Origin of the sequence: Crateriforma conspicua (assembly GCF_007752935.1) — a bacterium.
Lineage (GTDB): Bacteria > Planctomycetota > Planctomycetia > Pirellulales > Pirellulaceae > Crateriforma > Crateriforma conspicua.
Window position 1 is genome coordinate 2,533,198 of sequence record NZ_CP036319.1, and the last position, 25,201, is coordinate 2,558,398.

General features: G+C 57.3%; 22 protein-coding genes. 16 read left to right on the top strand and 6 right to left on the bottom strand.

Annotated elements, in window-relative coordinates:
- Positions 1 to 92: 92 nt before the first annotated feature.
- Entirely contained in the window at positions 93 to 260 is a 168-nt protein-coding gene (locus tag Mal65_RS09770; protein WP_145296639.1) for a DUF1328 domain-containing protein, read from the bottom strand.
- 481 nt (positions 261 to 741) lie between these two features.
- On the opposite strand from Mal65_RS09770, the gene Mal65_RS09775 reads away from it, so the two are divergent.
- Together Mal65_RS09775 and Mal65_RS09780 are read left to right on the top strand one after the other, a co-directional pair.
- Entirely contained in the window at positions 742 to 2,118 is a 1,377-nt protein-coding gene (locus tag Mal65_RS09775) for an SGNH/GDSL hydrolase family protein (RefSeq protein ID WP_196784727.1), read from the top strand.
- A gap of 237 nt (positions 2,119 to 2,355) precedes the next feature.
- Positions 2,356 to 2,703 carry a hypothetical protein gene (locus Mal65_RS09780; protein ID WP_145296645.1) on the top strand — a complete coding sequence of 116 codons (348 nt, stop codon included), beginning with the start codon at positions 2,356 to 2,358 and terminating at the stop codon, positions 2,701 to 2,703.
- A gap of 47 nt (positions 2,704 to 2,750) precedes the next feature.
- Here the strand turns inward: Mal65_RS09780 and Mal65_RS09785 are convergent, their stop codons facing one another.
- Together Mal65_RS09785 and Mal65_RS09790 are read right to left on the bottom strand one after the other, a co-directional pair.
- Positions 2,751 to 3,434 carry a response regulator transcription factor gene (locus tag Mal65_RS09785; protein ID WP_145296648.1) on the bottom strand — a complete coding sequence of 228 codons (684 nt, stop codon included), beginning with the start codon at positions 3,432 to 3,434 and terminating at the stop codon, positions 2,751 to 2,753.
- 15 nt (positions 3,435 to 3,449) lie between these two features.
- The gene (locus Mal65_RS09790) at positions 3,450 to 5,519 is read right to left on the bottom strand and encodes a histidine kinase (RefSeq protein WP_145296651.1); all 2,070 of its coding nucleotides are present in this window, start codon (positions 5,517 to 5,519) and stop codon (positions 3,450 to 3,452) included.
- A gap of 365 nt (positions 5,520 to 5,884) precedes the next feature.
- Here Mal65_RS09790 and Mal65_RS09795 point away from each other — a divergent pair, with 365 nt between their 5' ends.
- The 9 genes from Mal65_RS09795 to Mal65_RS09835 all read left to right on the top strand — a co-directional run bounded on the left by Mal65_RS09795 (position 5,885) and on the right by Mal65_RS09835 (position 15,592).
- Positions 5,885 to 7,366 (top strand): YeiH family protein, encoded by a 1,482-nt coding sequence (locus Mal65_RS09795; RefSeq protein WP_165701179.1) that lies wholly within the window; start codon positions 5,885 to 5,887, stop codon positions 7,364 to 7,366.
- Positions 7,366 to 7,656, top strand: coding sequence for a hypothetical protein (locus tag Mal65_RS09800; protein ID WP_196784728.1), 291 nt, complete (start codon positions 7,366 to 7,368; stop codon positions 7,654 to 7,656). The genes Mal65_RS09795 and Mal65_RS09800 overlap by 1 nt, the downstream gene beginning before the upstream one ends.
- Entirely contained in the window at positions 7,653 to 8,951 is a 1,299-nt protein-coding gene (locus Mal65_RS09805; protein WP_145296654.1) for a Gfo/Idh/MocA family protein, read from the top strand. The genes Mal65_RS09800 and Mal65_RS09805 overlap by 4 nt, the downstream gene beginning before the upstream one ends.
- A 71-nt stretch (positions 8,952 to 9,022) precedes the next feature.
- The gene (locus Mal65_RS09810) at positions 9,023 to 9,613 is read left to right on the top strand and encodes a DJ-1/PfpI family protein (protein ID WP_145296657.1); all 591 of its coding nucleotides are present in this window, start codon (positions 9,023 to 9,025) and stop codon (positions 9,611 to 9,613) included.
- Positions 9,614 to 9,750: 137 nt separating this feature from the next.
- On the top strand, positions 9,751 to 10,446 hold the full coding sequence (locus Mal65_RS09815; RefSeq protein ID WP_145296660.1) for an O-methyltransferase: 696 nt from the start codon (positions 9,751 to 9,753) through the stop codon (positions 10,444 to 10,446).
- 112 nt (positions 10,447 to 10,558) lie between these two features.
- Positions 10,559 to 10,918 carry a hypothetical protein gene (locus tag Mal65_RS09820; protein WP_145296664.1) on the top strand — a complete coding sequence of 120 codons (360 nt, stop codon included), beginning with the start codon at positions 10,559 to 10,561 and terminating at the stop codon, positions 10,916 to 10,918.
- 292 nt (positions 10,919 to 11,210) lie between these two features.
- Positions 11,211 to 11,837: a DinB family protein gene (locus tag Mal65_RS09825; RefSeq protein WP_145296666.1), complete on the top strand. Its 627-nt coding sequence runs from the start codon at positions 11,211 to 11,213 to the stop codon at positions 11,835 to 11,837.
- A 186-nt stretch (positions 11,838 to 12,023) separates the two neighbouring features.
- Complete coding sequence (locus Mal65_RS09830) at positions 12,024 to 14,033, top strand: arylsulfatase (protein WP_165701180.1); 2,010 nt, start codon at positions 12,024 to 12,026, stop codon at positions 14,031 to 14,033.
- Positions 14,034 to 14,272: 239 nt separating this feature from the next.
- On the top strand, positions 14,273 to 15,592 hold the full coding sequence (locus Mal65_RS09835) for a sulfatase (protein WP_390621844.1): 1,320 nt from the start codon (positions 14,273 to 14,275) through the stop codon (positions 15,590 to 15,592).
- A 1-nt stretch (position 15,593) separates the two neighbouring features.
- On the opposite strand, the gene Mal65_RS09840 is transcribed toward Mal65_RS09835, so the two are convergent.
- The gene (locus tag Mal65_RS09840; protein WP_145296670.1) at positions 15,594 to 16,433 is read right to left on the bottom strand and encodes a hypothetical protein; all 840 of its coding nucleotides are present in this window, start codon (positions 16,431 to 16,433) and stop codon (positions 15,594 to 15,596) included.
- A gap of 242 nt (positions 16,434 to 16,675) precedes the next feature.
- Here Mal65_RS09840 and Mal65_RS09845 point away from each other — a divergent pair, with 242 nt between their 5' ends.
- Positions 16,676 to 17,431, top strand: a complete 756-nt coding sequence (locus Mal65_RS09845) for a hypothetical protein (RefSeq protein ID WP_145296672.1) — start codon at positions 16,676 to 16,678, stop codon at positions 17,429 to 17,431.
- A gap of 153 nt (positions 17,432 to 17,584) precedes the next feature.
- Complete coding sequence (locus Mal65_RS09850; protein WP_145296674.1) at positions 17,585 to 18,772, top strand: App1 family protein phosphatidate phosphatase; 1,188 nt, start codon at positions 17,585 to 17,587, stop codon at positions 18,770 to 18,772.
- 24 nt (positions 18,773 to 18,796) lie between these two features.
- Here Mal65_RS09850 and Mal65_RS09855 read toward each other — a convergent pair whose 3' ends face one another.
- Positions 18,797 to 19,420, bottom strand: a complete 624-nt coding sequence (locus tag Mal65_RS09855; RefSeq protein ID WP_145296676.1) for an esterase/lipase family protein — start codon at positions 19,418 to 19,420, stop codon at positions 18,797 to 18,799.
- 199 nt (positions 19,421 to 19,619) lie between these two features.
- Positions 19,620 to 21,308 carry a COG1361 family protein gene (locus Mal65_RS09860; RefSeq protein ID WP_196784730.1) on the bottom strand — a complete coding sequence of 563 codons (1,689 nt, stop codon included), beginning with the start codon at positions 21,306 to 21,308 and terminating at the stop codon, positions 19,620 to 19,622.
- A 488-nt stretch (positions 21,309 to 21,796) separates the two neighbouring features.
- On the opposite strand from Mal65_RS09860, the gene Mal65_RS09865 reads away from it, so the two are divergent.
- The 3 genes from Mal65_RS09865 (at position 21,797) to Mal65_RS09875 (ending at position 25,196) form a co-directional block, all read left to right on the top strand.
- Positions 21,797 to 22,195 carry a nuclear transport factor 2 family protein gene (locus Mal65_RS09865; protein ID WP_145296680.1) on the top strand — a complete coding sequence of 133 codons (399 nt, stop codon included), beginning with the start codon at positions 21,797 to 21,799 and terminating at the stop codon, positions 22,193 to 22,195.
- A gap of 88 nt (positions 22,196 to 22,283) precedes the next feature.
- Positions 22,284 to 23,180 carry a DUF58 domain-containing protein gene (locus Mal65_RS09870; RefSeq protein ID WP_196784731.1) on the top strand — a complete coding sequence of 299 codons (897 nt, stop codon included), beginning with the start codon at positions 22,284 to 22,286 and terminating at the stop codon, positions 23,178 to 23,180.
- A gap of 45 nt (positions 23,181 to 23,225) precedes the next feature.
- The gene (locus Mal65_RS09875) at positions 23,226 to 25,196 is read left to right on the top strand and encodes a vWA domain-containing protein (protein WP_145296682.1); all 1,971 of its coding nucleotides are present in this window, start codon (positions 23,226 to 23,228) and stop codon (positions 25,194 to 25,196) included.
- The last annotated feature ends 5 nt before the right edge of the window (positions 25,197 to 25,201 follow it).

Here is a 25,201-nt window from a genome sequence, read left to right on the forward strand (position 1 = left end):
TCGGATTGGCCAGGGTGTGGATCGTATTTCGATGCAGTGAATGTGGAAGTTGATGTCGAGCGGCGATGTGCCGTGCACAGGCTGTGACAGGATCAGACAGCGGTGCCTCGGCGACCAAAGATCAGGCTCAAGACGAACAACACCAAGAAGACGACGAACAGGATCTGGGCGATACCTGCGGCGCTACCGGCGATTCCGCCAAATCCGAACAGTGCGGCGATCAGTGCGATCACGAAAAAGGTCAATGCCCAACCCAACATGCTTGTTCTCCCAATGAGTGATATTTCGAAACACAACCAGCCGGAACAGTTTCCGGCGTGTCGTGGTACGAGGGAGACGTAACGCACAAGCCGTACCAATTCTCGGCGACACGGCGAAATGTTGCTTCAACCCGCCAACTTCATGGCTATCTCAGTGCTTCGGCTGCTTTGACGCACGTTGATCCGCAGCGAAAGCAACAGAAATTCGTCCATACCGGTCGTTGGTCGATCAATTGCCCATGTGTCGTGGGTCGCGGTTACTGACGCACGGAAACGTGTGATTGGTGTCCAGCCACCCGTGATCGGGATGGCCACGGTTTTCTGCTTTGCGAACGGAACAACACTGGTCATCTCTCGATGGTTTGTGGCTCAAAACCAAACTCGACACGGTGTCGGAAGCAGCGACTAGAATTCGAATTTGAGAGTCACCATGTGTCACGCGCCTGATTGCTGCCGCGTTCATTTTTAAAAGTCTTCATCCATGATCCGTTGTTCACGTTCGCCTTTGTTGTTCTGTTCCGTCTGGATGGCATTCGCCCTAGGGTTTTTCCAGGCCAAAGCACAGGAGACGGCCAGGCCGGCCGATCCGGCAGCGGCGAATTACAAGTATGAAGCCAAGCCAGACGACGTCGCGTTCGAAAAGCTGAATCCGCGGTTGGCACCGCCGCCACCGGCAAAGCTGTTGCTGGAAAAGGGCGACTTGTTGGTGATCGCCGGGGATTCGATCACCGAGCAACGCATGTATTCGCGTCTGATCGAGACCTACTTAGTTGCCTGCATGCCGGAACTGGAAATCGAAGTGCGGCAATACGGTTGGAGCGGTGAAAAGACGGACGGTTTTTTGCGTCGGATGGACAACGATTGTCTGCGCTTTCAACCCGACGTCGTGACGCTTAGTTACGGCATGAACGACGCCAGGTATCGGCCGTATGACGTGACCAACGGACGATGGTACGCGGACCACTATCGGCAGATCGTTCGTAAGTGCCAAGCGGCGGGTGCGGAAGTTGTCGTCGGATCCCCGGGGTGCAGCGGCAAAATCGCGACTTGGGTCAAGGGGCGATCAGGCACTCTGGATGAACACAACCAGCATTTGTGTGCGCTTCGTGACATTGCCATCGATGTCGCCGAACAACAGAACGCCGCATTTGCCGATGTGTTTTGGCCGATGTATCAAGCCAAAGTGTTTGCGCCGGGACGATACCCCGGGCAAGGTTGGCGGCCGTATGAAATGTGTGGCCGCGATGGCATCCACCCGGATTGGGCGGGACATGCGATCATGGCTTACGCCTATTTGCGTGCGCTGGGTTGCGACGGTGATTTGGGACACATTCACGTCGACATGGCGGCGGACACGGCAACGGCCAAGGGCGGTCATGAAGTGGTGTCGGTGAACCAGGGCGAAGTGTCTTTGGTCAGCCACCGTTATCCGTTCTGCGCCGACGGCCCGGTCGATCGCGACGATTCGGTGCGTTCGGGGATGACGTTCGTTCCCTTTGATGATGGCTTGAATCGGTTGATGTTGACCGTGTCAGGATTGTCGGGGATCGCGACGGTCACTTGGGGGAACCAGTCGCACACCTATTCGCCTGCTCAGTTGAGTGCCGGTGTGAACCTGGCCGCTGAATTCACCGACAACCCTTTTGTTGATGCGTTTGAAGATGTCAGCCAGGCGGTGGCGGTGAAGCAGGCCTTTGAAACTCACCAGATCAAGAAGGTGTTTCACGGCCCCTCGGGTCGGAAGCATATGGAAAAAGCCGTTCGTGAAACAGAACAGCAACGTGCGCCTTTGGCACAGGCCGTTGGTCAGGCGGTCCGGCCCGTCCGACACGTGATTCGAATTCACACGAAGGGTTGATCGACGCGGTAGAGTCCCTGTGAGGCTCACCCGTGAAGCCGAAGCGATGGTCGACTTCACGCCACAGTCAATTTTTCCAACGGCATGCCTGGCGGAAGATGACTCGTCGGTGGCTATTGCAATCGATAGGCCCGCCGCCGAATCGCGAAACCTGCGAACGGGAAACGGGTTTCAAACGAGCAGGGTTTCAATGAAACAATGCTGACGCACGGCAAACGATCATCAATGGGGATAAATATGGAATCCGAAACCATCACCGCGATATGTCCGCTGGGGCACTTTGTTCACGACGATGCGACCAAGGTCGGTACCTGGGTCAACTGTCCGCAGTGTGACGCCGGTTTTGAATTCAGTGATTCCCAGCAACCCAGCGTCATTACCCATCCCACGCACGCGCCATCGTCGGTCACCGATTCGTGCGTGATGCGGATCTTGGAATCGGATGTTCCTCAGCAGGATCCGTGTTCGAAACAGTCGCAGACGGATATCGCAGCCGAATCGACGCCTTCGGACGTTGTGTTGAGTCTGCGACCGGGCGGCGTCGCCGCAGCGGTGCGTGCGATCCGGTCCGCGTTCGCGGTTTAGTCGTCGGTCCGTTTCGGTGCGGCAACGGTTCTGACGGTGGGCAAGATTTAAACCAATCCACGGCGGATGGCTGCGGCCGTCGCGCCGGCGCGGGTGTTGACGTGTAACTTCTGGTAGATCGCGCGAACGTGTTTGTCGACGGTGTGTCGGCTGATGCCCAGCGCGACACCGATTTCCTCTTTTGTCATGCCTTCGACCAGGCGGCTCAGGACTTCCATCTCTCTTGGCGAAAGACCGCTGTCGTCGACGGTCGGTCGCGAATGGTTCATCAGTGTCAGGACTTTTCGGGCCACCTGGGGTGTCATCGAAGCGCCACCGGCAAGGACTTCGCGAATCGCCCGCTCGATGTCTTCGTTGGAAGAAGTCTTCAACAGATAGCCATCAGCGCCGGCACACACGGCACCGAAGATGCGATCGTGATCGTCAAAGACCGTCAGGATGACCAACTTGCAATCGGGATAGATTTCCCGGATCTGGCCGATCGCCGTGATGCCATCGATCCCCGGCAAACCGATGTCCAGCAGGACGACATCCGGTTGTCGGCCTTCCCTGAATCGCCGGATCGCAGATTCGGCGCTGTCAAAGTCGTATTCGCAAACGCAGTCGTCCAGCAGGTCGATAACGCGTGACAGGCTGCGACGGTACGCATCGTTGTCTTCGATCAACCAGACTCGAATATTGGACTCCGGCGTGGCCGCGGATGGGATGTCGGCGTTGTGTTCAAGGTTCATAAGCGGCGGCGAAGATTAGCTGATTTTCGTTTGCAACGTTGCGACACGTCGATCTTGTTGGACAAAGCGGATGTGGCCGCCAATTTCTCGCATGCGTTTTTCGATGTTGGCCAGGCCTTCGCCCCGATGCACGGTGGCGGGATGAAACTTTCGGCCGTCGTCGGTGATGACGATTTGAAATCGTGGTGCCCGATATTCGATCCAGATGGAAACGTGTTCGGGATATCCGTGTTTTTGCAGGTTGTGAAGCAGTTCTTTATAGCACAAGAAAACATTCCGCCGCCAAGCGACCGAGACCTCCATCGCGGGGATGTTCTCGGTCACATCGACTTGTAATTGACAGTGCCCCAGCATGCGGTTGGCGGTTTGCCGTAGACGACCCACGAATTCATCCAAGTTCATCGTGGTCGGCTTGATCAGCCACAGGATGTCACGCATCGAATCGCTGGTCTCGGTGGCGATCTTAGCGATTTCGTTGATGTCTTGGCGAAGTTCATCGTCACAATTCGGATTCATCAAGATCGTTTGGCTGATCAATCGGATGGTTCCCAAATTGCTGCCGATGTCATCGTGCAAGTCGCTGGCGATGCGATCACGAAGACGTTTGGTCTCTCGTTTTGTCCGTGAACGTTCGCTGGTCATGCCCCAGGTCAGCGATCCGATGATCACCAAAATCGCCGCTCCGCCGCCGGCGGCCAGTCGCCGCCACAGTTGCGAATAGGTATCGCCCAATTCGCCGCGGATCTTCTGTAACGCCTCTTCGTCGAATTGCCGTCGCTTGATTCGCACCAGCCAATCATAGTCGGGAATCAGTTTCCAACGGCTGTTGAATCCGTCGACCAGCGCTGATGAACTCCAGCGTTCCGACGTTTCGGAAGCCGAGACGGATTTTCCAAGTGCAACGTTCTCGGTGCCCGCGAAAACTTGTAATTCAGCTAACGCGATCACGGGAGGCGATAGCCGTGAATCGCTGCCCGATACGTACACTTTGACGAAACGTGCGGGGACCGGATCAACGGGCATTTCCGGAATCGATTCGGACGGGGCCGCGGCGAACAGGGGTTGGTTGCGAGTGAAGAACGGACGCGTTCCCACGGGAATGATCAGCGGACGATCCGTCCAGTGCCGAAGATCAAATCCTTCGAAACCCAGCAGCACCGTGGGGTCAGCGAAGTCCGCGGTTTGACTGACTTCCACGCGAAATCGTGCCGGGAATCCCCAGCCCGGTGTGAATGGTTCCGATTTCGGTTGTGCCGGATACAGCCTCAGTTCGTCGATGTCGTAGGTCTGGCCCAAGTCGACGACGATTTCATGAGGCAGTGTTAGGGTATCACGGACCAGATAGCCATCGGTGCTGCTGGGCGTGGCAATCTGTGGAGCCGACAGGATCGAGAATTCGTCGACCAGAAATTCCACTGACCATCGCATGTCGGTTTCAATCGAACTGGATGTCTTCAGGGGGCGCCACTGGGCCACATTCCGATTACCCGAAATGACGATCAGTTCGCCCAGCGACGCAAAATACTGTCCGTCCTTGTCGGCCAACTCCGAAAGGGTCACCCGAATGAATCGTCCACGTCGGCCGTGCGAAACGAATTGAATCGGGTAACGACCTGTCGTCTCCGATGCATTCAGTTGTCGTTCAGCCAGCAATCGCGGCGATGCAAAGTCTTCGGTATCGGAGGCTTCGATTCTGACGTGTCGGGGCAGACCATATCCGGTGACCAAACGATTGTTGCTGTCGCGGATGCATGTGGGGGCCAGAACGATTCGATCCAATGCAAATGGTTTGCCCAGATCGACGATAACCCATTCTTTAGCGTCGGCAGAATCCTGGTATCGCGTGTGGAATCCTGCCCGCAAGGGATCTTGAGGTTCGTACAAGACGTCGCGGTCCACCGTGGACGACAAGTACGCTTCCTCTTGTTGCAGACGCCGGACCTCCGCCGGCAACCAGCGTCCGTCGACACGCAACACCAGAGTCATCATCAGGCCCAGCAACCCCAGTCCGCCGACAAGCAGGATCAGTCGCCAACGCCGGCTTTCGGCGATCCATCGCGAAAAACGATCGGGCAACAGGTTCATCAATTCGGTGGCGACGTGGCGTGGGGACAGGACGATCGCGACCAAAGGTCGCGGGCCTTGGCGGGTGGAACGCCCCGGTCCAGTTTAACCACATCGCGGATCTGCCGAGCGGAATCGAAACCAGACCGCCCGCCAACCGAGGCGATGCAGACAACGCGACACTCGTTGATGGATCGCCGTTGCCACAGGACCGATTGCTGGACAACTGGCCGTTGCAAGTTTGATGGTCCGGCGGGAAAATGTCGGGTTTGAAGATTGGAACATAGCCAACCGCTGGTGTCTGATCTTGTCGCGACGCGATCGACATCCGCTCGCCCACCGCCCCTCCCCCCTGACGCATCCCACCTTTTTGCCGAGCTGTCTGAATGAATCAAGACCCGGAGAATGTCCCCAACGAATCCTCGACCACTGAATCCTCGACCACTGAATCCTCGAGCACAAAAATCTCGACCAGCGAATCCGTAACGCCGCCACAACGACCGAATTGGATCACCGACATGCGGACCAGCGAAGACTGGTGGGCGATCTGGTGCGGCGGCACATTGTTATTGATCTGTATGGCAGCGGTTTGGCTGGGCCGGCCGGTTGGCTTGGAAGAAAGCATTGCGGCCGGTGAGCCGATGGAGGTGGTCAGCCCGCTGAAAGCGTTCTTGGCCAAGCCGGGCGGTTGGTCGGTCAATCCGCTGGCCGGGTTGGCGGGCAACTGGATCGGAATGGCCGGTGCTCTTGTCACGATCGGCGTGTTGTTCGCCTTGGCGATGCAGTTGCGAGGTCGATCGGCCAAACAGTTTTTGGTGGCCTTTCCGGCGGTGTTTGCTCTGGCGGCTTTGGCCTATGTGATGGCCGGCCAGGAAGTCCTGAAGTCTTACAACCTGGAATACGCGCTGTGGGCATTGCTGGTCGGTTTGGTGATCAGCAACACCGTGGGCACGCCGGAGTTTTTGCGGCCAGCGATTTTGACGGAGTTCTTTATCAAGACGGGCTTGGTCCTGTTGGGGGCGGAAGTCTTGATGAGCCGTTTGTTAGCGTTGGGAGTGCCCGGCGTGTTCGTCGCTTGGGTGGTGACACCGGTCGTGTTGATTTCCACGTATTTGTTTGGGCAAAAGGTTTTGAAGGTTCCCTCCAAATCACTGAACATGGTGATTTCTGCGGACTTGTCCGTTTGCGGGGTTTCGGCGGCGATTGCGACTGCGGCGTCGTGCAAAGCCAAAAAGGAAGAATTGTCGCTGGCGATCGGTCTGTCGCTAAGCTTCACCGTCATCATGATGGTCGTTTTGCCGGCGATCATAAAAGCGGTCGGGATGGATCCGATTCTGGGCGGCGCTTGGCTGGGCGGGACGATCGATTCAACTGGTGCGGTGGCCGCGGCGGGCGCCGTGCTGGGCGATGATGCGTTGGAAGTTGCCGCGACGGTGAAGATGATTCAAAACATTTTGATCGGCGTTACGGCATTTTGTGTCGCCGTGTATTGGGTGACCTACGTCGAACGCGATCCGGCCGGACCGCGTGTCGGTGTCTCCGAAATCTGGTACCGCTTTCCCAAGTTCGTCTTGGGCTTCATCGCGATGTCGATCTTGTTTTCGATTCTGTACGCGACACTGCCCGCCGGACCGGAGTTGGTCAATGCGATGATCAAAGGTTCGACCAAAACACTGCGTGGCTGGTTCTTCTGCCTTGCTTTCGTATGTATCGGGCTGGAAACGAACTTTCGTCAATTGTTGCCACAACTGAAGGGCGGCAAACCGTTGATTCTGTACGTGTGCGGACAGTCGCTGAACTTGGTTTTGACCTTGGTCATGGCGTACCTGATGTTCAAAGTCGTTTTCCCAACGGCGGCCACACCCTGATGCGATTGACGAACAGCCTTCGACGGCCGGCCATCCGGCGACGTTTGATGCTGGGCATTGCGGTAACGGTGCTGGCAACGATTTGGTTGGTGGTGCTGCCTGCCGTGGCCAAACGTCCAGCCGTCCGGCAACGCGTTCAATGGCTCAAGAGCGAAGGGATCGATCCCAGCGCCATGTACTACACCGAGTTGGATAGGATGGAGTGGATCCTGCAGCAACGACGGGCCGAAGAATTGGCCGGCCGGTCGACAGGATTCCCGCCTGCCACCATCCAACCCACCGGTGAATGATGAAACGACGAAGCTTTTTGCAAGCAGCCGCGGCGACCAGCGTTGCCACCGCAGCAAATCTGCGAAACGCCACGGCGGACACCGCCGGCGAAAAATCCAAACACAAAGTTGAACGTGTCGGCATCGGTGCCATCGGCATGCGATACCAGGGATCGGTAATCGCCGAAAAAGCAAGGCTTTATGGAGACATCGTTCGCATCGCTGACGTGGATCGGCATGTCCGCGAACAGGCCCGCGCCAGTTTCGGCAGCACGCCCAAGATCAGCGAAGATTATCAAGAACTGTTGGCCGACAAGAACGTCGACGTGGTGCTGATCGGCGCGCCGGATCACTGGCATGCCAAGATGCTGATCGATGCCGTGCGGGCGGGCAAAGACGTCTATTGCGAAAAACCGTTGACGTTGACCATCGACGAAGGCAAAGTCATTCGCGATGTGGCAGCGTCCCATGATCGTGTGATCCAGGTCGGAACGTGGCAGCGAAACGATTCGCGTTTTCGCTTGGCCGCCGAAATGGTGCGCGCCGGACGCATCGGAAAATTACGCCGCGTGACCTGCACCACGGACAAGAACCCCAGCGGTGGGCCGTTTCAACCGGTTCCCGTTCCCAGCCACTTGAATTGGGATCTTTGGCTGGGCCAGGCACCCCGCGTGCCCTATGTCGCCGAGCGGTGTCACTACACGTTTCGCTGGTGGTACGAGTACGCCGGTGGAAAAATGACCGACTGGGGAGCCCACCATGTCGACATCGCACAGTGGGCCATCGGATCGCTGCCGACGCAGATCGAGACGCGTGCCAAGCTTCCCAGCATCGCCGACGGTTACAACGTCGCCACCGATTTCGAAGCTGATATCCAATACCAGAACGGTGTTCAATTACTCGTTCGTGACATCGGTCGACGTGGCATCTTGTTCGAAGGCGACCGCGGACGTTTGTTCGTCAATCGCAGCGTTTTGGACGGAGCTCCGGTGCAGCGACTGGAAACCGATCCGCTGCCCCGCGAAATGTACAGGCTGTATGATGACGATAATCTGCAGCGTCCACTGCGTGCGGGCAAATTGGACGCGATCATCAACCACATGGGCAACTTCTTTGACTGTGTCCATTCCCGCCGGACACCGATCTCGGACGTGGAGAGTCAACACCGCAGCGCCACGACATGCCACTTGGCTAATTTGTCGATGCGACTGGGGCGTTCGTTGACTTGGGATCCGGTCGCGGAAAACTTTGGTGATGATTCAGCGGCCAACGACATGATGCGACGTCCGCAACGCAGCGGATTCGAAGTCGTCTGAACCGCCAAGCGGTCCATCGCGTCGACAAACTTCGGTTCACCACTCCCCACGCCTTGATACTCTGATTCCAAATGCCTGAACGCCCCCAAGTCTTGATCATCATTGGTGATGCCAGCGAAACGTTGGACACGATGTATCCGTATTACCGTTTGATCGAAGCGGGGATGCAGCCCGTGGTCGCCGCGCCAGAAAAACGCCGCTACCAAATGGTGATGCATGAAGTGAAACCCGGTTGGACGATCACCAAGGAATGGGAAGGCTACACGATCCAGGCGGACATCACATTCGCCGAAATCGAACCCGACGATTACGCCGGCATCATGTTTTCGGGCGGGCGAGCACCGGAATACATCCGTTACGACCAGGACTTGGTTCGCGTGACGAAGGCATTTTTCGCGGCGGAAAAACCGATCGCCAGTGTCTGTCACGGTGTTGAAATTCCTGCGTACGCGGATTGTGTACGTGGTCGGCGGATGGCGACCGTTCCTAAATGCCAATTCGATCTGGAGGTGTGTGGCGGAATTTTCGTCGATGAACCCTGTGTCGTTGATGGAAATTTGGTCAGCGGACGGACCTTTCACGACAACGGACATTACCTGGGCCCATGGATCGAAATGCTGGTCAAGGCCACAAGTGGATCGGGAACCGTCGCGTCGTCTTGATTGCATCGTCGTCGGTGGTTGGTTGATTCCGTCGTTTCGCGATCGCGGGGGCGTCACCGGCGGGCCGTGCGGGCGACGACGGCGTTTCGTTTCATCAGACGTGGTTGATCATTTTTGTGTTTCTTCAGGAGGTTGACATGACCGTGCTTAAATATGGCGTTGGCGTTGCATTGTTGGTCGTCTCGTTTATCAGTTTGGGTGCCAGTCGCGTGATGGCTCAGCGTGGTGCCGGGGGCAGCGGTGACCGAATTCCCGGCGACGTTGAACTGGAAAAGGGCCCCGTTGCACTGGACGACTTTGAACGCAACGCGTTGTCCGTTTTAGATGACATTGGCAAGAACCAGCGTTTCCGAAATGTGCCCCAGCACGACGGCCGGTTGTTGCGGATCATGACGCAGTCGATCAACGCCCAGCACGTGGTGGAACTGGGCACTTCGACGGGCATCTCCGGCATCTGGATCGGCTTGGGGCTACGGCAGACCGGCGGCAAGCTGACGACGTACGAAATTGACGCCGATCGTGCTCGCACCGCACGTGAAAATTTTCAGCGGGCGGGGCTGTCCGACGTCATCAATTTGGTCGAAGGCGACGCACATGTCGAACTGAAAAAGCTGACCGGGACCGTGGACATGATCTTCCTGGACGCGGACAAGGAAGGCTATATCGATTACCTGAACACGTTGATGCCGATGTTGCGTCCGGGCGGGTTGATTTTGGCACACAACATCAATCCGCGGATGGCACACCCGCCGTTTATGGAAGCGATCACGACAAATCCAAACTTGGAAACCGTCGTCCGTGGCGGCATGTCGATTTCGCTGAAGAAGAAATAGCCGGCAACGTTTCGGCGCATTGATTGCACGCTTGGTCGAGACGGATGATGCCCCTTCATCCGTCTCGACTTTTTTCGTGACTTCCCCCCCCCCACAAAGCAGGAGTGCAATCATGCGTCATCCGTTCATCGAAGATCAATGGAAACAACTGTGTGATCGCGTCAATCAAACGGCTGAACATTTGGCCGGTGATCAAGACGACGTTGCCAGTGCGTGGGCGCACCAAGTGGATCAGTTCGCCCAGCAAGACCCTCCGGGATCGTATCCCGACCTGCTGCGCCGCGTCGCTCAGGCGGCCGATCTGGCTTCGACCTGGCGCGACGATCAGGCACACGGTGCCGGAACGTCGGGATCCGCCACGGATCGCCCGGTGACGTCCGATCCTGTCGAATCGGAAGATTGGGTGACCGAAGCGGGAATGGAATCGTTCCCGGCAAGCGACCCGCCGTCTTGGACGTCGGCCGCGGTCTAGTCGGCCAGCGTTCCCAACCCAGGACCCTGGCGATCCGTTTTGAAGTTAAGCATTTACCTGAGCCATTGGTTTTTTTGGTAACCCGAAGCGTGAGCGAGGCGATGTCAACATCATTTTTTCCGCGCTGACGCGTCGGGTTACCAGAAAGAGGCAACATCGAATGCGATCGGCGAGGTGCCGCGAATATTCTGTGACAAAGTCGTCCAAAGGGCCGAACATCGATGCGTGACAAACTGTCTCAGTTGCCAGTCATCACACGCATCCCTTCAACGCCCATGTGGCACCCACTGAAATGACCACCATCGACTTGATACGCAGGTTGCATCAGCATCGAACTTGGACCAATCAACAACTGTTGGCCTCGGTCGGCCAAGTCGCCGAAGTACGATTGCACACCTCGCTGTCGATCGGTCAGGGAAGCATTTGGAAAACGTTGGTCCATTTGATGGCCGCGGAATACGTTTGGTTGGAAGCTTTGCAGGGGAACGAAGATCCCGTGATGCCGGGAGACGTTCGCGGACGCTTGCCGGGAAACCAGCAAGGCGACGGAGCGGTCGAAAACTTGGCCGACCTGAGGCATCGTTGGAACGATCTGGACCGACGTTGGGCGGACTATCTGGCCGGGCTGACCGACGATGACCTGCAGCGTCCCGTGATCAAGGTCAGCACCAGTTCGCACAACGGGACGCGTCACGCATGTCCTCGCGCCGACGTTTTGATGCACGTCTGTACGCACGCCCAGTACACGTCCGCGCAACTGGTCAACATGCTGCGTCAGTTGGGTGTGGACACGTTGCCGGACGTGATGTTGATCACGTTGGCAAGACATGAACACGATTGTCAGGTCCAGTCGACCGAACCGGCCTTTGGCTGCACGGCCATGCCGTCCGTCGCGGTTGCCGGCAGCGTCGCCGGATAGACTTGGTAGCGTCGCCGGATAGATGCGAAACGCGTGTCTCCGAGCACGTGTCGATCCGCGATCCGTGTTGCATCATCGGTTCCGATACAATGGGCGACCGCTTCAGTTCTGTTCCATGCGGGACAGCGTTCGGCCGCCCATTGATCGGGATGCAATTCCAAGATGCTCGGGTCCATTCATCGATCGATGCCTGCAGTATCGGTCTGTCTTTTCTTCGGCACCGGGTTGGCGTCCGCGGACACGGTGACGCAGCGTCCCAATGTCGTGCTGATCTTGGCCGACGACTTGGGCTATTCGGATCTCGGATGTTATGGCGGCGAGATCCAAACGCCGCGCCTGGATCAACTTGCCAAGAACGGTTTGCGGTTCGCCCGTTTCTACAATTCACATAAGTGCGAACCCACGCGTGCATCGCTTGTCAGTGGCCAATATTGGCACGATTGTGGGTTGGGCATCCAAACCGGGCTAACCATGGGACAGGCCATGCGGGCGCAAGGTTATTCGACGATCGCGGTCGGCAAATGGCACTTGATTGGCAACCCCGTCGATCGAGGTTTCGACCATTACTTTGGACATCTGAGCGGCGCCAGCAATTACTTCAAAGGTCATCCATCGCACCGGTTGTATGACCAACCGTTTCAGCCCAAGGATGATCGCTTCTATACGACCGACGCCAACGCTGATTATGCGATCGAGTTCATCCAAAAGGCCCGCCTAGACAATCCCGACCAGCCGTTCTTTGTCTATCTAGCGTTCAATGCACCGCATGGTCCGCTGCAGGCTTGGCCCGATGATGTTGCACGCTATCGCGGAAAATACAAAACCGGTTGGGATCAATTGCGTCGGGATCGACACCGACGGCAACTGCAAATGGGGCTGGTGCGAAACGAATGGTCTTTGCCGCGGCGACCGCACACGATTCCGGCGTGGGATGAACTGTCTGCGGAAGACCAGGACTTTGAAGACCTGCGGTTCAGCACCTATGCCGCGATGGTCGATCGAATGGACCAAGCCATCGGACGTGTGGTGGATCACTTGCGTGAAAGCGATCAACTGGACAACACACTGGTTCTATTCTTAAGCGACAACGGTGCCTCGCCATACGATCGTGGCCGTCGTGGGACGCCGCCTGACGGTGATTCGGCATGGGAGTATGGTGCCGGTTGGGCCCACCTGAGCAACACGCCGTTTCGTCACTACAAACGAAATGTTTTCAATGGGGGCAGTTGCACGCCGTTGATTGCGCACTGGCCGGCCGGCATGACGGCCACGCCCGGCAGCATCACCGATCAACCGGGACACATCATTGATCTGATGGCCACGCTGATCGACGTCAGCGGTGGTCGATGGCCGCAACAGGCGGACGGTCAGCCGCTGCGTCCGTTGCCGGGCAAGTCGCTGGTGCCGATCTTTCAGGGAAAGCAACGGCGTCCACACGACGCACTCTATTTTCACTTGTTCGATCACCGCGCAATCATCGCCGGGGATTGGAAGCTGGCTTCGGATTGGAGTCGCCCCTGGCAGCTGTTCGATCTTCGGCATGACCGCACCGAGACCAATGACTTGGCGTCCAGCATGCCAGACAAAGTCGCGGAACTACAATCGCGGTGGGATGACTGGTTTCCCGATTCGATGAATTCGAAACTGCGCAGCGCGGGGAACGAACCGGTGTACCGGTCACTGGGAGATACATCCGGCGGTGAAGGCAAAACAAGTGCCGCAAAGGCGACCAAGCAAAAAGGCAGAAGCAAACCATCGGGCAAATCACGCGTCAGCGAAGTTGATGGCGTACGTGCACGCGTCGGAACGACGATCACGTTAGAAGACGGCGTCGTGGTGATGCAGTGCCGCGGGGATGATCCGGGTTTGGCGATCGACCGGGTGGGCATCGGCCAGCGCGTCGGGCCGTTTGTGCTGCGGATGACCGTCCGCAGCGATTCCAGCGGCCAAGGTCATGTGTTTTGGACACGCGACCAAGCCACGAAGCTGCCCAGCGGGAAACGGTTGCCCATCGATGTCGTTCACGATCAACAATGGCATGATCTCACGGTCCGATTGGAATCCGATGCGGGATCCGAAACACAGGTGATCGGAATTCGAGTCGACTTGTGCGAAGGCCCGGGGCGTGTCGAAATCAAAGACTTGCGTTTGGAAGACACCGACGGCAACGTATTGAAACGGTGGCCGTCGCGGTGAAGCGATGCACCCTGTCAGTCGTGGTCGTCGTCTGTCGTGGTCGTCCCGCTTGTTTCGGCCCGATCGTCGACGGACTAAGATGATCGCGCGGTCGCGACCGTCACGCTTGTGCAAGCTGATGAAGGCCGGCCATCCCGCCCACCACTGCCACATTCCCACCTCCCATGGCCTTATTGAAGGACCTTTCCATGATGCGACGTTTCTTGTTTGCGGCGATCGTGTCGCTGACGCTGATCTGCATGTTCGCCAACAGTGCGACGGCGGATAACGCACAGCGGCCCAACGTGTTGATGATCGCGGTCGATGATTTGAATCATTGGCTGACCTTCATGGGACGCAACCCACAGGCACAAACGCCCAACTTTGATCGATTGGCCAAGATGGGCACCGCGTTCACACAGGCTTACTGTGCAGTGCCCGCATGCGAACCGTCGCGGTGCGCTTTGATGGGGGGCCGCCGTCCGTGGGTGACCGGGTGTTATAAGAATGGCGATAAATGGAAAACACACCAACCGGCCGGTGATGGCTTGTCGGCTCAGTTTCTAAAGGCCGGCTATTATGTCGCCGGTGCTGGCAAAATTTATCACAGCATGGACTATCACGAGTCCGAGTGGACCGAATACATGTCCAAGAGCGGGTTCACGCTGAACGGCCCGAACGTCGATAAGATGGACGGGTACCACGTCGACAAAATCCATCCGAACTTGAAAGACGACGACCTGATCGATTGGCACAGCACCAACTACATCATCGATCGTTTGGACCGTGATGACGACCAGCCATTCTTTTTGGCGTTGGGTTTGTACAAGCCTCACTTGCCGTTCGTGGTTCCGCGAAAGTACTACGATGCGTTCCCTTTGGAATCGATCCAGTTGCCGCCGCACCGCGAAGACGACTTGGATGACCTGCCGCCCGCGGCCGTGAAGATGGCACGCAACGGGGATCATGCAAAGTTTTTAAAGAGCGGTCGTTGGAAAGCCGCCATTCAATCGTATCTGGCGACTTGTGCCTATACCGATATGAATCTGGGCCGTCTACTTGATGCGTTTGAAAAAAGTCCTGAGCGGGACAACACCATCGTCGTGCTGTGGACCGACCATGGTTGGTCGTTCGGCGAAAAGGAACACTGGCGTAAGTTCGCGCTTTGGGAAGAACCGACGCGAACGCCGATGATTTGGGTCGTTCCCGGAATGACCAAGCCGGCGACCCGATGCGAACGCACGGTTGACCTCATGAGCGTCTATCCGACGTTGTGTCAATTGGCCGGGATCCCCAAGCCCGGGCACGTCAGCGGGTACGACATCACGCCGCTGTTGGAAGATCCGTCCGCATCCTGGGGTTACCCCGCGATCACCACGCATGGGTATGAAAACCACACCGTGCGGACGCAACAACATCGCTACATTCGCTATGCCAACGGTGATGAAGAATTGTACGACAGCGTTGCCGATCCTTATGAGTGGAAGAACCTGGCAAACGATCCGGCGTTTGATTCGGTCAAGAAGGACTTGGCCGAGTGGTTGCCCAGCGATGCGGTCAAACCGAAACGGAAGAAATGATTCAGTCGACGCCTGCGGTGATCAGTTCCGATCGAAATGATTGCCAGAACGCCATGTCGCGCTGAAAGCGGTCCGACGGGATCTGGCTGCGAAAGGCGTTCAGGTAATCGATCATGTCTTCGGTCGCCCCGCGATACGAATAGTCTTCGCTGGCCATCGGGTTGATCCAATCGGGATCGCCGGGCTGGCGAAAATGCGAAAACGTGCCGTCCGGTTTCACCACGGCATTGGACGTCAGCACCGGCAACTTCATGTGCAGCATGTGCATCATGCGTTCGCTTTCGTCCATGTCCGCGGTCGCGTTTTCCCACGCGGTGACGACATCCAGTGGCGTCTGGCTGTCTGGAAAGCGAATGCCGTATGCCTTGCCGGATTCGGTCAGCCCGTCGTTGTCCAGGTCGATCTGTGCGGCCGGCGGTAACAGCAGGTTCAGTGCGCCTTCTTCGCTTAACGATGACACGCGAATCGGTTCGGCCAGCGCATGAATCTGGCGGACCGCTTCCATCTGGTCATCGGACAGTTGGTTCAGAAAGCCGATCGGATCGACATAGCCTGCCGACTCCGACGCTTGGACCATGACGTTCGCAAAAGTCTGGCCGAGTTGCTGTCGGTTTTCGGTTTGTCGGTACCGTCCCAGCGATTCGTTGCGGTACCACTGGTCCCAGGCTTCGGCGATCCCCGGTGTCTGCCCGTCGATCGCGTCCGGCGTTTCCGCGCTGGCGTAGCCGTCGCGCCCGGCGGCTTCCAACACTTGGTCGAACACGTTTTGGACCAGATGGTCGTTGGTGCGTCGCCGTTGATCAAAGGTCACAAACCCGGTCGCCGATTGATCGATCCTCATCACAGCCCCGTCAATGTTTGGTGGCATTCCCGTGGGCGTTATCGGACGCCGGATCGCGGCGGCTTGAGTCCGCTGTGTCGGGTGGCTTGTCCAGTCTGCGTGGTCTGCCCAAGTTGCTTGGCGGGGGGCCGGGGCGTGTTTCGTTGCTGTACGCCCGCATCGTTTAGTCGGGGCGAGGAAGAGTGTTCAGGGATTTTCGCCGAATCGCGCCGCGCTTCTGACGCGGCAGGATCTTTCCAAACATGTGGACGACGTCTGGACGAAACGCGAAGCCCTTTGTGATCGCATCGGCGGTGGTGCTGACCGGTTGTGGGCTATCGATTCCGGGGTTTTACGACTGGACGGAATCGGACCAAAGCGACCAGTCCCATTTGCTTTGGATCATTCCGCTGGCCAGCTGGAGCATTTCCAGCGTTCTATGTTTCGTCGCCGGTCGCTATTGGCCCGGTGCATTTCGGCTTGATGGCGATTCATCGGTTTGCAGTGGCGGCACGTCGGGCAGATCGGAATTGGGACAAGCACGCTATGGATTGCGGTGGCTGTTGATGGTGCCCTTGGTTGTTGCTGCGGTGATCGTCGGATGCCAGAAGATCCCGTTGGCAACGACCGTGGTGGTTTGCATCGGTGCGTGGTCGGCGTGGGGATTCAGTTTGTGGCGACGTCGCATGGTCCGTCCCGAACTGGCGGTGTTGGTTCTGGGGATGATGTTGCCCTTTGTTTGGGTGTACACCGATGCGGCTTTGATTAATGAGTTTCCGTGGACTGTTTTGGCCAGTCTTGCGATGCCCGGAATTTTGACGGCCATGCTGTCGGGCCAGTTCTTGGAAAGCTCCATTCATCAAGCCGCGTGGTTGCCTTTCATCACGACGGCGGTGCACTTGTTGTTCGGCGTGGTGGTGATCCGTTTCCATGCTCGACTGGGGCACTATTTCATCCTGTTCATCACGCACGTGTCGCTGATGGGATCGATCGTGCTGCAGATGTTGGTGCGAGCCTAAACCGGATGACGGGTGAGACCAAAGGTCGATGGCTTCTCGCGTTCAGCGTTTTTTGGATCCGTCGATTGCCCGTCAAGGGTTGGAATGGGGTTTGCTTTTTTAGAATGCACTGACTTTCATTTGTTGAACCCTGGATCATCACACACCATCGCAATGGATCAACCGCAAGCACATTGGCAGGATTCCTTTCACCAGTGGGCGCGTCATCTGGCATCGGACGTCGATGACGCGTTTGACGCCGGACTTCGTAAGCTTCGCAAACGATATGGCAGACCCGGAACGCCACAGCTTTATCCCTATCTGGGGCACGCGACCCGGCAATCGATTCACTTGAGCGGGCGTGTGCTGCGGAACCCGCCGCTGGATCCCGATTTTCGCAATGACCGCTGGTGGGACAACATGCTGGACGCCGTGCGTCGGTTTGCATCCGACGAAGTCCCTGGCGTGGTCGTTCGTGCCAATGTTGGTGATCAAGATGCTCGGGCGACCAGCGACCGGGAAGGCTATTTCCATCTGGAAGTTCCACGCGTCGGCGAATCCGCCGGGCCGATTCCGTATTGGTCATCCGCGGTGTTGCGGATCGAAGGTTCACGGAGCTCGGGTGTCGTTTCACCCGTTGTTTGCCCCTTCGTCACGGTGCCACCATCGGCACGTTTTGCGGTGGTCAGCGACGTCGACGATACGATTTTGCACACCGGTGCGACCAGCCTGATGACCATGGCCAAGTTGACGTTTTTTGGCAATGCGCGAACTCGAGCACCGCTGGATGGCGTGGCCGGGCTTTACCAGTGGTTGCAAGGCGATGACCAGTTTGACGTCGACCCGATCAACCCGATCTTTTACGTGTCCAGTTCGCCTTGGAACTTACACGACTTGTTATCGGACTTCTTGGAGTTGAATTCCATTCCCGCCGGTCCGCTGTTATTGCGAGATCTGGGAATCGACCGTGACAAGTTCATCAAGTCAGGTCATGACCACAAAAAGGTCAAAGCGTTGCGGTTGATGAACGACTATCCCGATTTGCCTTTCATCCTGATTGGTGACTCTGGACAGGAAGACGCCAGACTGTATGCCGAGATCGCCGCCGAGCATCCGGATCGCATTGCCGCCATCTTGATTCGTGATGTGGATCCTGATCAGATCAGCCATCATGATGAAAAGGTCGATGTGCACGTTCGTCGCTGCGATGAATTGGGCGTACCGATGTACCTGATCAAAGACAGCATCGACGCCGCGCGGCGTTTGATTGATCAAGGTCTGATGTCGACGCAGCACCTGTCTCGAATCGAAGCGGCCACCGCACGTGACAGGCAACGGTCGGCGACGCCGTTTCAGCCCTGATCCCATTGCATTTGTTCGTGCGCTTCACACGGTTGCCGCGATTCCCTGGACGGCGGTCGATGTGCCACACAATTCTTGAATGGCCCCGCGTACCGCCGCGATACCCGCCGGTTGAAATAACACCGAGTTGTGCGTTGCATTGATCGTTTTCAGCTCATGCAAATCACTCGGCGGGGCCTTCATCAGCCATTCCCAACGCGTCCACAGAACGATCCGCTGGACGTTCGGCGGATAATCCGATTGCACTGCTTGGCGGTCCGACATGATGCGGATTTCCTGGCTGAATCGACCCAACAGTGGTCGCACCCGTCGTGCCATCGGAACGGCATCGATGACCGGTGCGATGGACACAGCCTTGATCACCTTGGGCGATTCGGAATGGTCGCGACATGCCAGAGCAGCACGTGCCACCCAGTCGCCAAAGGAATGAGTGACCAAGACCCAGCGATCGACTGGTCCGGCGTCGATTCGATCTCGTAGTTGCCCGACGGTCTTTGACAGATTCGAAAACACGCGGGGATAGTCGAACAGCACGGTGGTCGCGAATCTGTCACGCAGTGCCCGGTGCAGCGGACGCATCATCCAGGCGGGTGACATGAATCCAGGTATCAGAATCAGACCGGTCGTGGGAAATTCGATTTTGGGCATGTTTTTGGAGCGATGGACACGATTCGCTTTCGCAAGCGGTTTTCAAGATCGACATGGCCTGAACGTTCCAGCGATGACCGATTCGACTGCCCGTGGTGCACATGTGATACCAAAAAAAACGGGCCCGCCGGTCAGGTTGCCGGTGGGCCCGTTGTCGGATCGACCAAACGAAGGGTTTGATCAAGTTCATTCAGTGGGATTAGCGTTGAAAGATACGCGTCGGTTCTTCTGCGCGGATCCGACCGTCCAATTCATTGCTGACCAGTTCGGCTTGCATTTGAGTCGGGCCATTCCCGTCGCCCTTGGCGGTCACAGTGTAGGTGACTTCATCACCGGGCTTCAGCGTTTCGATCGGTTGAAAGACGACGTGGTTGCCTTCGGACTTCACTTCCGTCGGCCCATCGGCTTGGACGAAGGAGAGTTGCTCGGGCAATCGAGCCGACAGCTTCACATTTTGATCGGGCGCATCGCCTTCGTTCCAAACGCGAATGGTGTAAACCACTTCGTCGCCCTTCTTGACCGGATCTTCGTCGTCCACGACGGTCAATTGCAGAGCAGCCAGACGCACAATCTTGGTATTCGCGGTGGCAGTCGACGATGCACGCGAGGTGGCATTGTCTTGGTCTTCGGCGGCGTCAACGGTACAAACATTCGTGGCGACGACTTTGGTCATCACGCTGTCCAGTTCGCCGGGGCGAATGGCATAGTCGAACGTGGCGGATTGGCCGGGTTCCAATCGGTCAATCGTCAGCGTGCGATCGGCCATCTGGGCGTTTTGATCGCGGTTGTTCGACGATTCGTTGTTGTTTGAACCGGTGTCGGAAGAACCGTTTTGGTTCGACTTCGATTCGTTGCCGTTGTTGTTCTGCTTCTTGGCACGATTCATTTGCGGATCGCTCAGATCGACCAGGTTGGCGTCTTGCGGCCACATCACTTTTACGCGGACGTCTTCGGCCGTCGCATCACCGCGGTTGGTGATCGTGGCGGTGAATTGAGCCAGTTCGTCGCCGTACAGACGATTGGGGCCATCGACATTGGCGGCCAAGTCGGCGGCGACAACTTTGGTCGTCGTCTTTTGGCTGCGTGACTTCAAATCGGTGTCGTCGGCCTTGGCGGTCGCACGACTGCTGAATTCGCCCGTTTTCGACGCGTAAACCCGAGCGACGAAGCGCCGAGTGTCGCCGGCTTTCAGACCATCGATGTCGAATTTAAGCTCGCTTTCGCCATCGATCGTTGCCAAGCCTTTGCCTAGCGAATCGGTGATCGTGATTGGGCCGACGTCGCCGGTTCCGCCGTTCTTCAAGGCGTATTCCAATTCGATCGTGTTGCACCGATTCGCGGTCTTGGGGGCGACTTTGGTCAGCTCCAATTGCGGTTTGACGGCACGCGCGGTCACACACATCGCCGGCTTGTAGTCGACGATTTCCAAACAGCTGCGTAGTTCGCCCTGTTTGTCCGCGGTCGCCTGAATGTCGAAGGTCTTGGTTTCGCCGGGCTTCAACGTCGCGATCGACAGAGTGTTGTTCTTGTTCGATCGTTGGTTGTTCTGTTTCTTCGACTTGTCTTGCGAAGACTGGTTGCCGGATGCTTGGTCGCCAGATGGTTGATCGGCTTTGTCGCCTTGCATGGCAACCGAATCAATGCTGACGCCTTGCATGTTTTTCTGCGCCAACTTGATGGCATGCAAGGTCACATTGTCGGAAACGTTTTCAACGTCCACGGTGTATGAAAAAGAATCACCCACGCGGACTTCTTCGGGCCACGATGTGTGCACGGCGATCAATCCGTCGCCGGTACGCATGGAGGATTCGTTGTTTTGGGCCTGGATAGCGGTCGCCGTTGCCACGACGGTTGCGAACATGGCCAGACTTCGTCCCATCGAAGTCATGAGTCACCTCGTCAGTAAATGGAAGCTAAGGAAAAAGGGAACCGAACGACATCCATTGAGCGCCGTTCGACGATGCCGGCGAGGTCGAGCAAGTGGTGTTCCGGCAATGGCAGTCGTGGCCGTCACAAATCAACTTTTCATCAAATCCGCTGGCGTGTTCGCAGCGGATAAAAACGCAGCGGAGATGAACGCAGCATCGTTGGTATCACCGCCGGAGGTCGCCGCGGGCGTGGGACGATGTGGCCGTGAGAAACTGCGACCTTGAAAAGCTGCGGCAACCGCAAGGTGACGAACGATGCGGTGAATCGAATCCGATGATTCAAGCCACACCGACGCATCCATCAATTTGTCGCGGACGCGGCCGAGAGGCACCATTGTCAACAGTCGATCGCGTATATTGATGTTTCGCCGTGGGTGGGCGACCCGCGGTCGTGATTGTCATCAGGGATGTCCCGTTTGCGTGATGCGAATTATTCGCAGGTGGTAACATGAGCACAGGATTAAAAGTCGTCGAAAAGGTGTACGCCAGCTTCTCGACACAAAACGACGATGCCGCACGAGAGTTGCTGGCCCCCGACGTTCAATGGATTCAGTGCAAGGGGTTTCCCGGCGGTGGGCATCATCGCGGGCGGGACGAAGTGATCGAAAAGGTCATGCACGCATTGCACGGGGAATGGAATTCGTTTTCGGCTACGATGGACGAAGTCATCGACGCCGACCATCATGTGATCGTGCTGGGCACGTACCGTGGCGTGCACAGCTTGACGGGAAAGCCGATGGAAGCCGTGTTTGCTCACGTGTTCGACATCGAAGACGGCAAGGTGACACGATTCCGCCAATACGCCGACACGTTTCCGATGCACGCGGCGATGGAATTGTTCGATTGACAACGTCATCGCTCGGCCGCCCCTTGCGGCGTGCGATGGGTTCGGCAACCTCGCCACATGAATGCACGACGATCTGGGAGCATGACGATTGAGTAGTGCGGTGGCCGAGTCCGAGCCTTTGCTGACGCCCGACTTGTTGGCCCGGTTGGAGCGTCTGGAGTTGGTGTCGCGGAAGGTTTTTCGAGGCAACATCAAAGGCGAACGACGCAGCCGGCGGAAAGGCCAGAGTGTCGAATTCGCCGACTTTCGCAATTACGTTCCCGGCGACGATTTGCGTTTGATCGATTGGAACTTGTACGCGCGACTGGATCAGCTGTTCTTGAAGCTGTTCCAAGAAGAGGAAGACCTGCACTTTTACGCGTTGGTCGATTGCAGCGGGTCGATGGAATTCGGCAAGCCGTCCAAACTGCGTGTGGCCAAACAGTTGGCCGCGGCATTGGGCTACATCGGACTGTGTCGTGCCGACCGCGTGTGTGTGTCCGCATTGGGGCCGCCCGGCCGATCGGCGCCGGTGCTACGCGGCCGATCCAATTTGTGGCGAATGTTGCAGTATCTGGAATCGGTCGACGGCGGTCACAACGTCACGTTGCATGACGGCGTGAAGGACTTTTCGATTCGGCATTCCGGTTCGGGCATTTGCGTCTTGATCACGGACATGATGGACAAGACCGGTTACGAATCGGCCCTGCGGATGCTGGTCGGACGCCGGATGGACGTCTTTGTGATGCACGTTTTGTCGCCGGAGGAATTGGACCCACCGTTGCGGGGCGACCGCCGACTGATTGATATCGAAGACGGCGATCAAACCGAGATCACCATCAATTCATTCGTCTTGGAAAGGTACCGGGAAACGGTTCACGCCTTCATCGACGGTGTGAAGTCGTTCTGCAGTCGCCGGTCGATCGCCTACATTCCGGTTGCGACCGAAACACCGGTCGACGTCGTAGTGACGAATTATCTTCGCAAGCGTGGCGTGGTGCGGTAAGTGGCGTGTAGCGGTGACGCGTACGGAAGGTAAAAGGGCGAACGAATGACTTGGATCCCCGCGCTGCAGTCGCCTTGGCTTTGGGGCCTGTTGGCCGCCGTGCCGATCGGCATCGTACTGCTGTATTTTCTGAAGTTGCGCCGTGAACCGGTGGAAGTCCCCAGCACTTATTTGTGGATGCGGACGATCGAAGACTTGCACGTCAACAGTCTGTTGCAGCGGCTGCGTCGCAGCTTGTTGTTATTGGCTCAACTGCTGGTCGTCGCTCTGGCCGCGATTGCCTTGTTTCGTCCGGGGCTGCGTGGGCAATCCGAATCGTTGGACCGGATGGTGTTTCTTCTGGACAGTTCGGCCAGCATGCAGGCGACTGATTTGGAGGGCAACACGCGGTTCGAAGCGGCCAAGGAAATGATCGGCGGGCAGATCGACGCGATGACCGACCAGGATTCGGCGATGCTGATCACGTTTGACGATCGTGCCGAAGTGATGCAGTCCTTCACGTCCGACCGGCGGCGGCTGCGTGACGCGTTGCAGCGATCGGAAGTCAGCAATCGCTCGACCGATGTGTTGTCCGCGTTGCGAGCGGCCGATGGTTTGGCCAATCCGCGACGCAGCAGCGAAATGGGGGACGTCAACGATGTCCAGGTCGCCGACGCGATGCCGGCAACGTTGAAGTTGTACAGTGACGGCGGATTCAATCCGGTGACGGAATTCGATCTGGGGAATCTGACGCCGGAATACCATGCGGTCGGGACCGGCGAAGTCGATAACTTGGCGATCATCGCGTTCAGTGCTCAGCGCAACGTCGAAGATCCGACTCAGGTGCAAGCGTTTGCGACGATCGCAAATGCCGGAACCGTGGATGTGTCGACCACGGTTTCGCTGATGATCGGGGACGACTTGGTTGACGCGCAAGCGTTGGATGTCGGTGCGTCGGAACAAACGGGGATATCGTTCGCGTTTGCCGCTGATGAAGCGACGACGATGCTGCTGCGGATCGATCGCAAGGACCAGTTGGACCTGGACAATGTCGCTTATGCGGGGCTGTCGCCGATCCGTTCGGTCCGCGTGTTGGTGGTCACGCCGGGAAATGAACCGTTGGAATTAGCGTTGGCGACCGAAAAGGCGGCCAAGATTTGTACGGCTGATGTCGTCAGTCCCGATTTCTTGGAATCCGAATCCTTTGAAAAACGCATGTTGGCGGGCGTTGACGACCTGGTGATCTTCGATCGCTGTCGTCCCGATACGTTGCCGGCGACCAACACGTTTTTCATCGGTGCGTTGCCGCCGGGCGAATGGTCCTGGCGTGGTGATCCGCAACCTGTGGTCTTGGTCGATGTGGATCGATCGCATCCGCTGTTGCGGTTTGTGGATTTGTTTTCGCTGCTGATCTTTCAAGGGCGTGCGTTGGACGGCCCGGATGGTTCGGCGGTTTTGGTCGAAGGGGACGCGGGACCCGTGCTGACGATCGCACCGCGTGATGGTTACCAGGATCTGGTGTTGGGATTCGAAGTGGTGTCGCAAGACGATGACGGCGCGACGGTGGCCAACACGAATTGGTATGCCGAACGATCGTGGCCCGTGTTTATTCTGAACGTGCTGCGTTATCTGGCCGGCGCGGCCGAAGCGGGCGGCGCGCCTTCACATCCGACGGGTCAAACGGTGCGATTGCGTCTGGAAAACGCGGTGGACGAAGTCACCGTGGGACGCGAATCGGAAACGGCAAAAACGATTCAACCATCGGAGACCGGTTTCTTAGAAGTCGTCGATACGGATCAACCCGGAAACTATCTGGTGCGTGGTGACGATCGCGTGTTGTCGTTGTTTTCGATCAATTTGTTCGATCGCACTGAAAGCAGGATCGCTGCCAAACCCGAAATCGAATTGGGGTACCGTGCGGTCGAAGCCGTGGACAACACGGTTCAGCAGCGTCAGGAGTATTGGCGGATCGCGTTGTTGGTCATGCTGGGCTTGTTAGCGGTTGAATGGTGGTACTTTGGCAAGCGGATCGCTTGAACGAA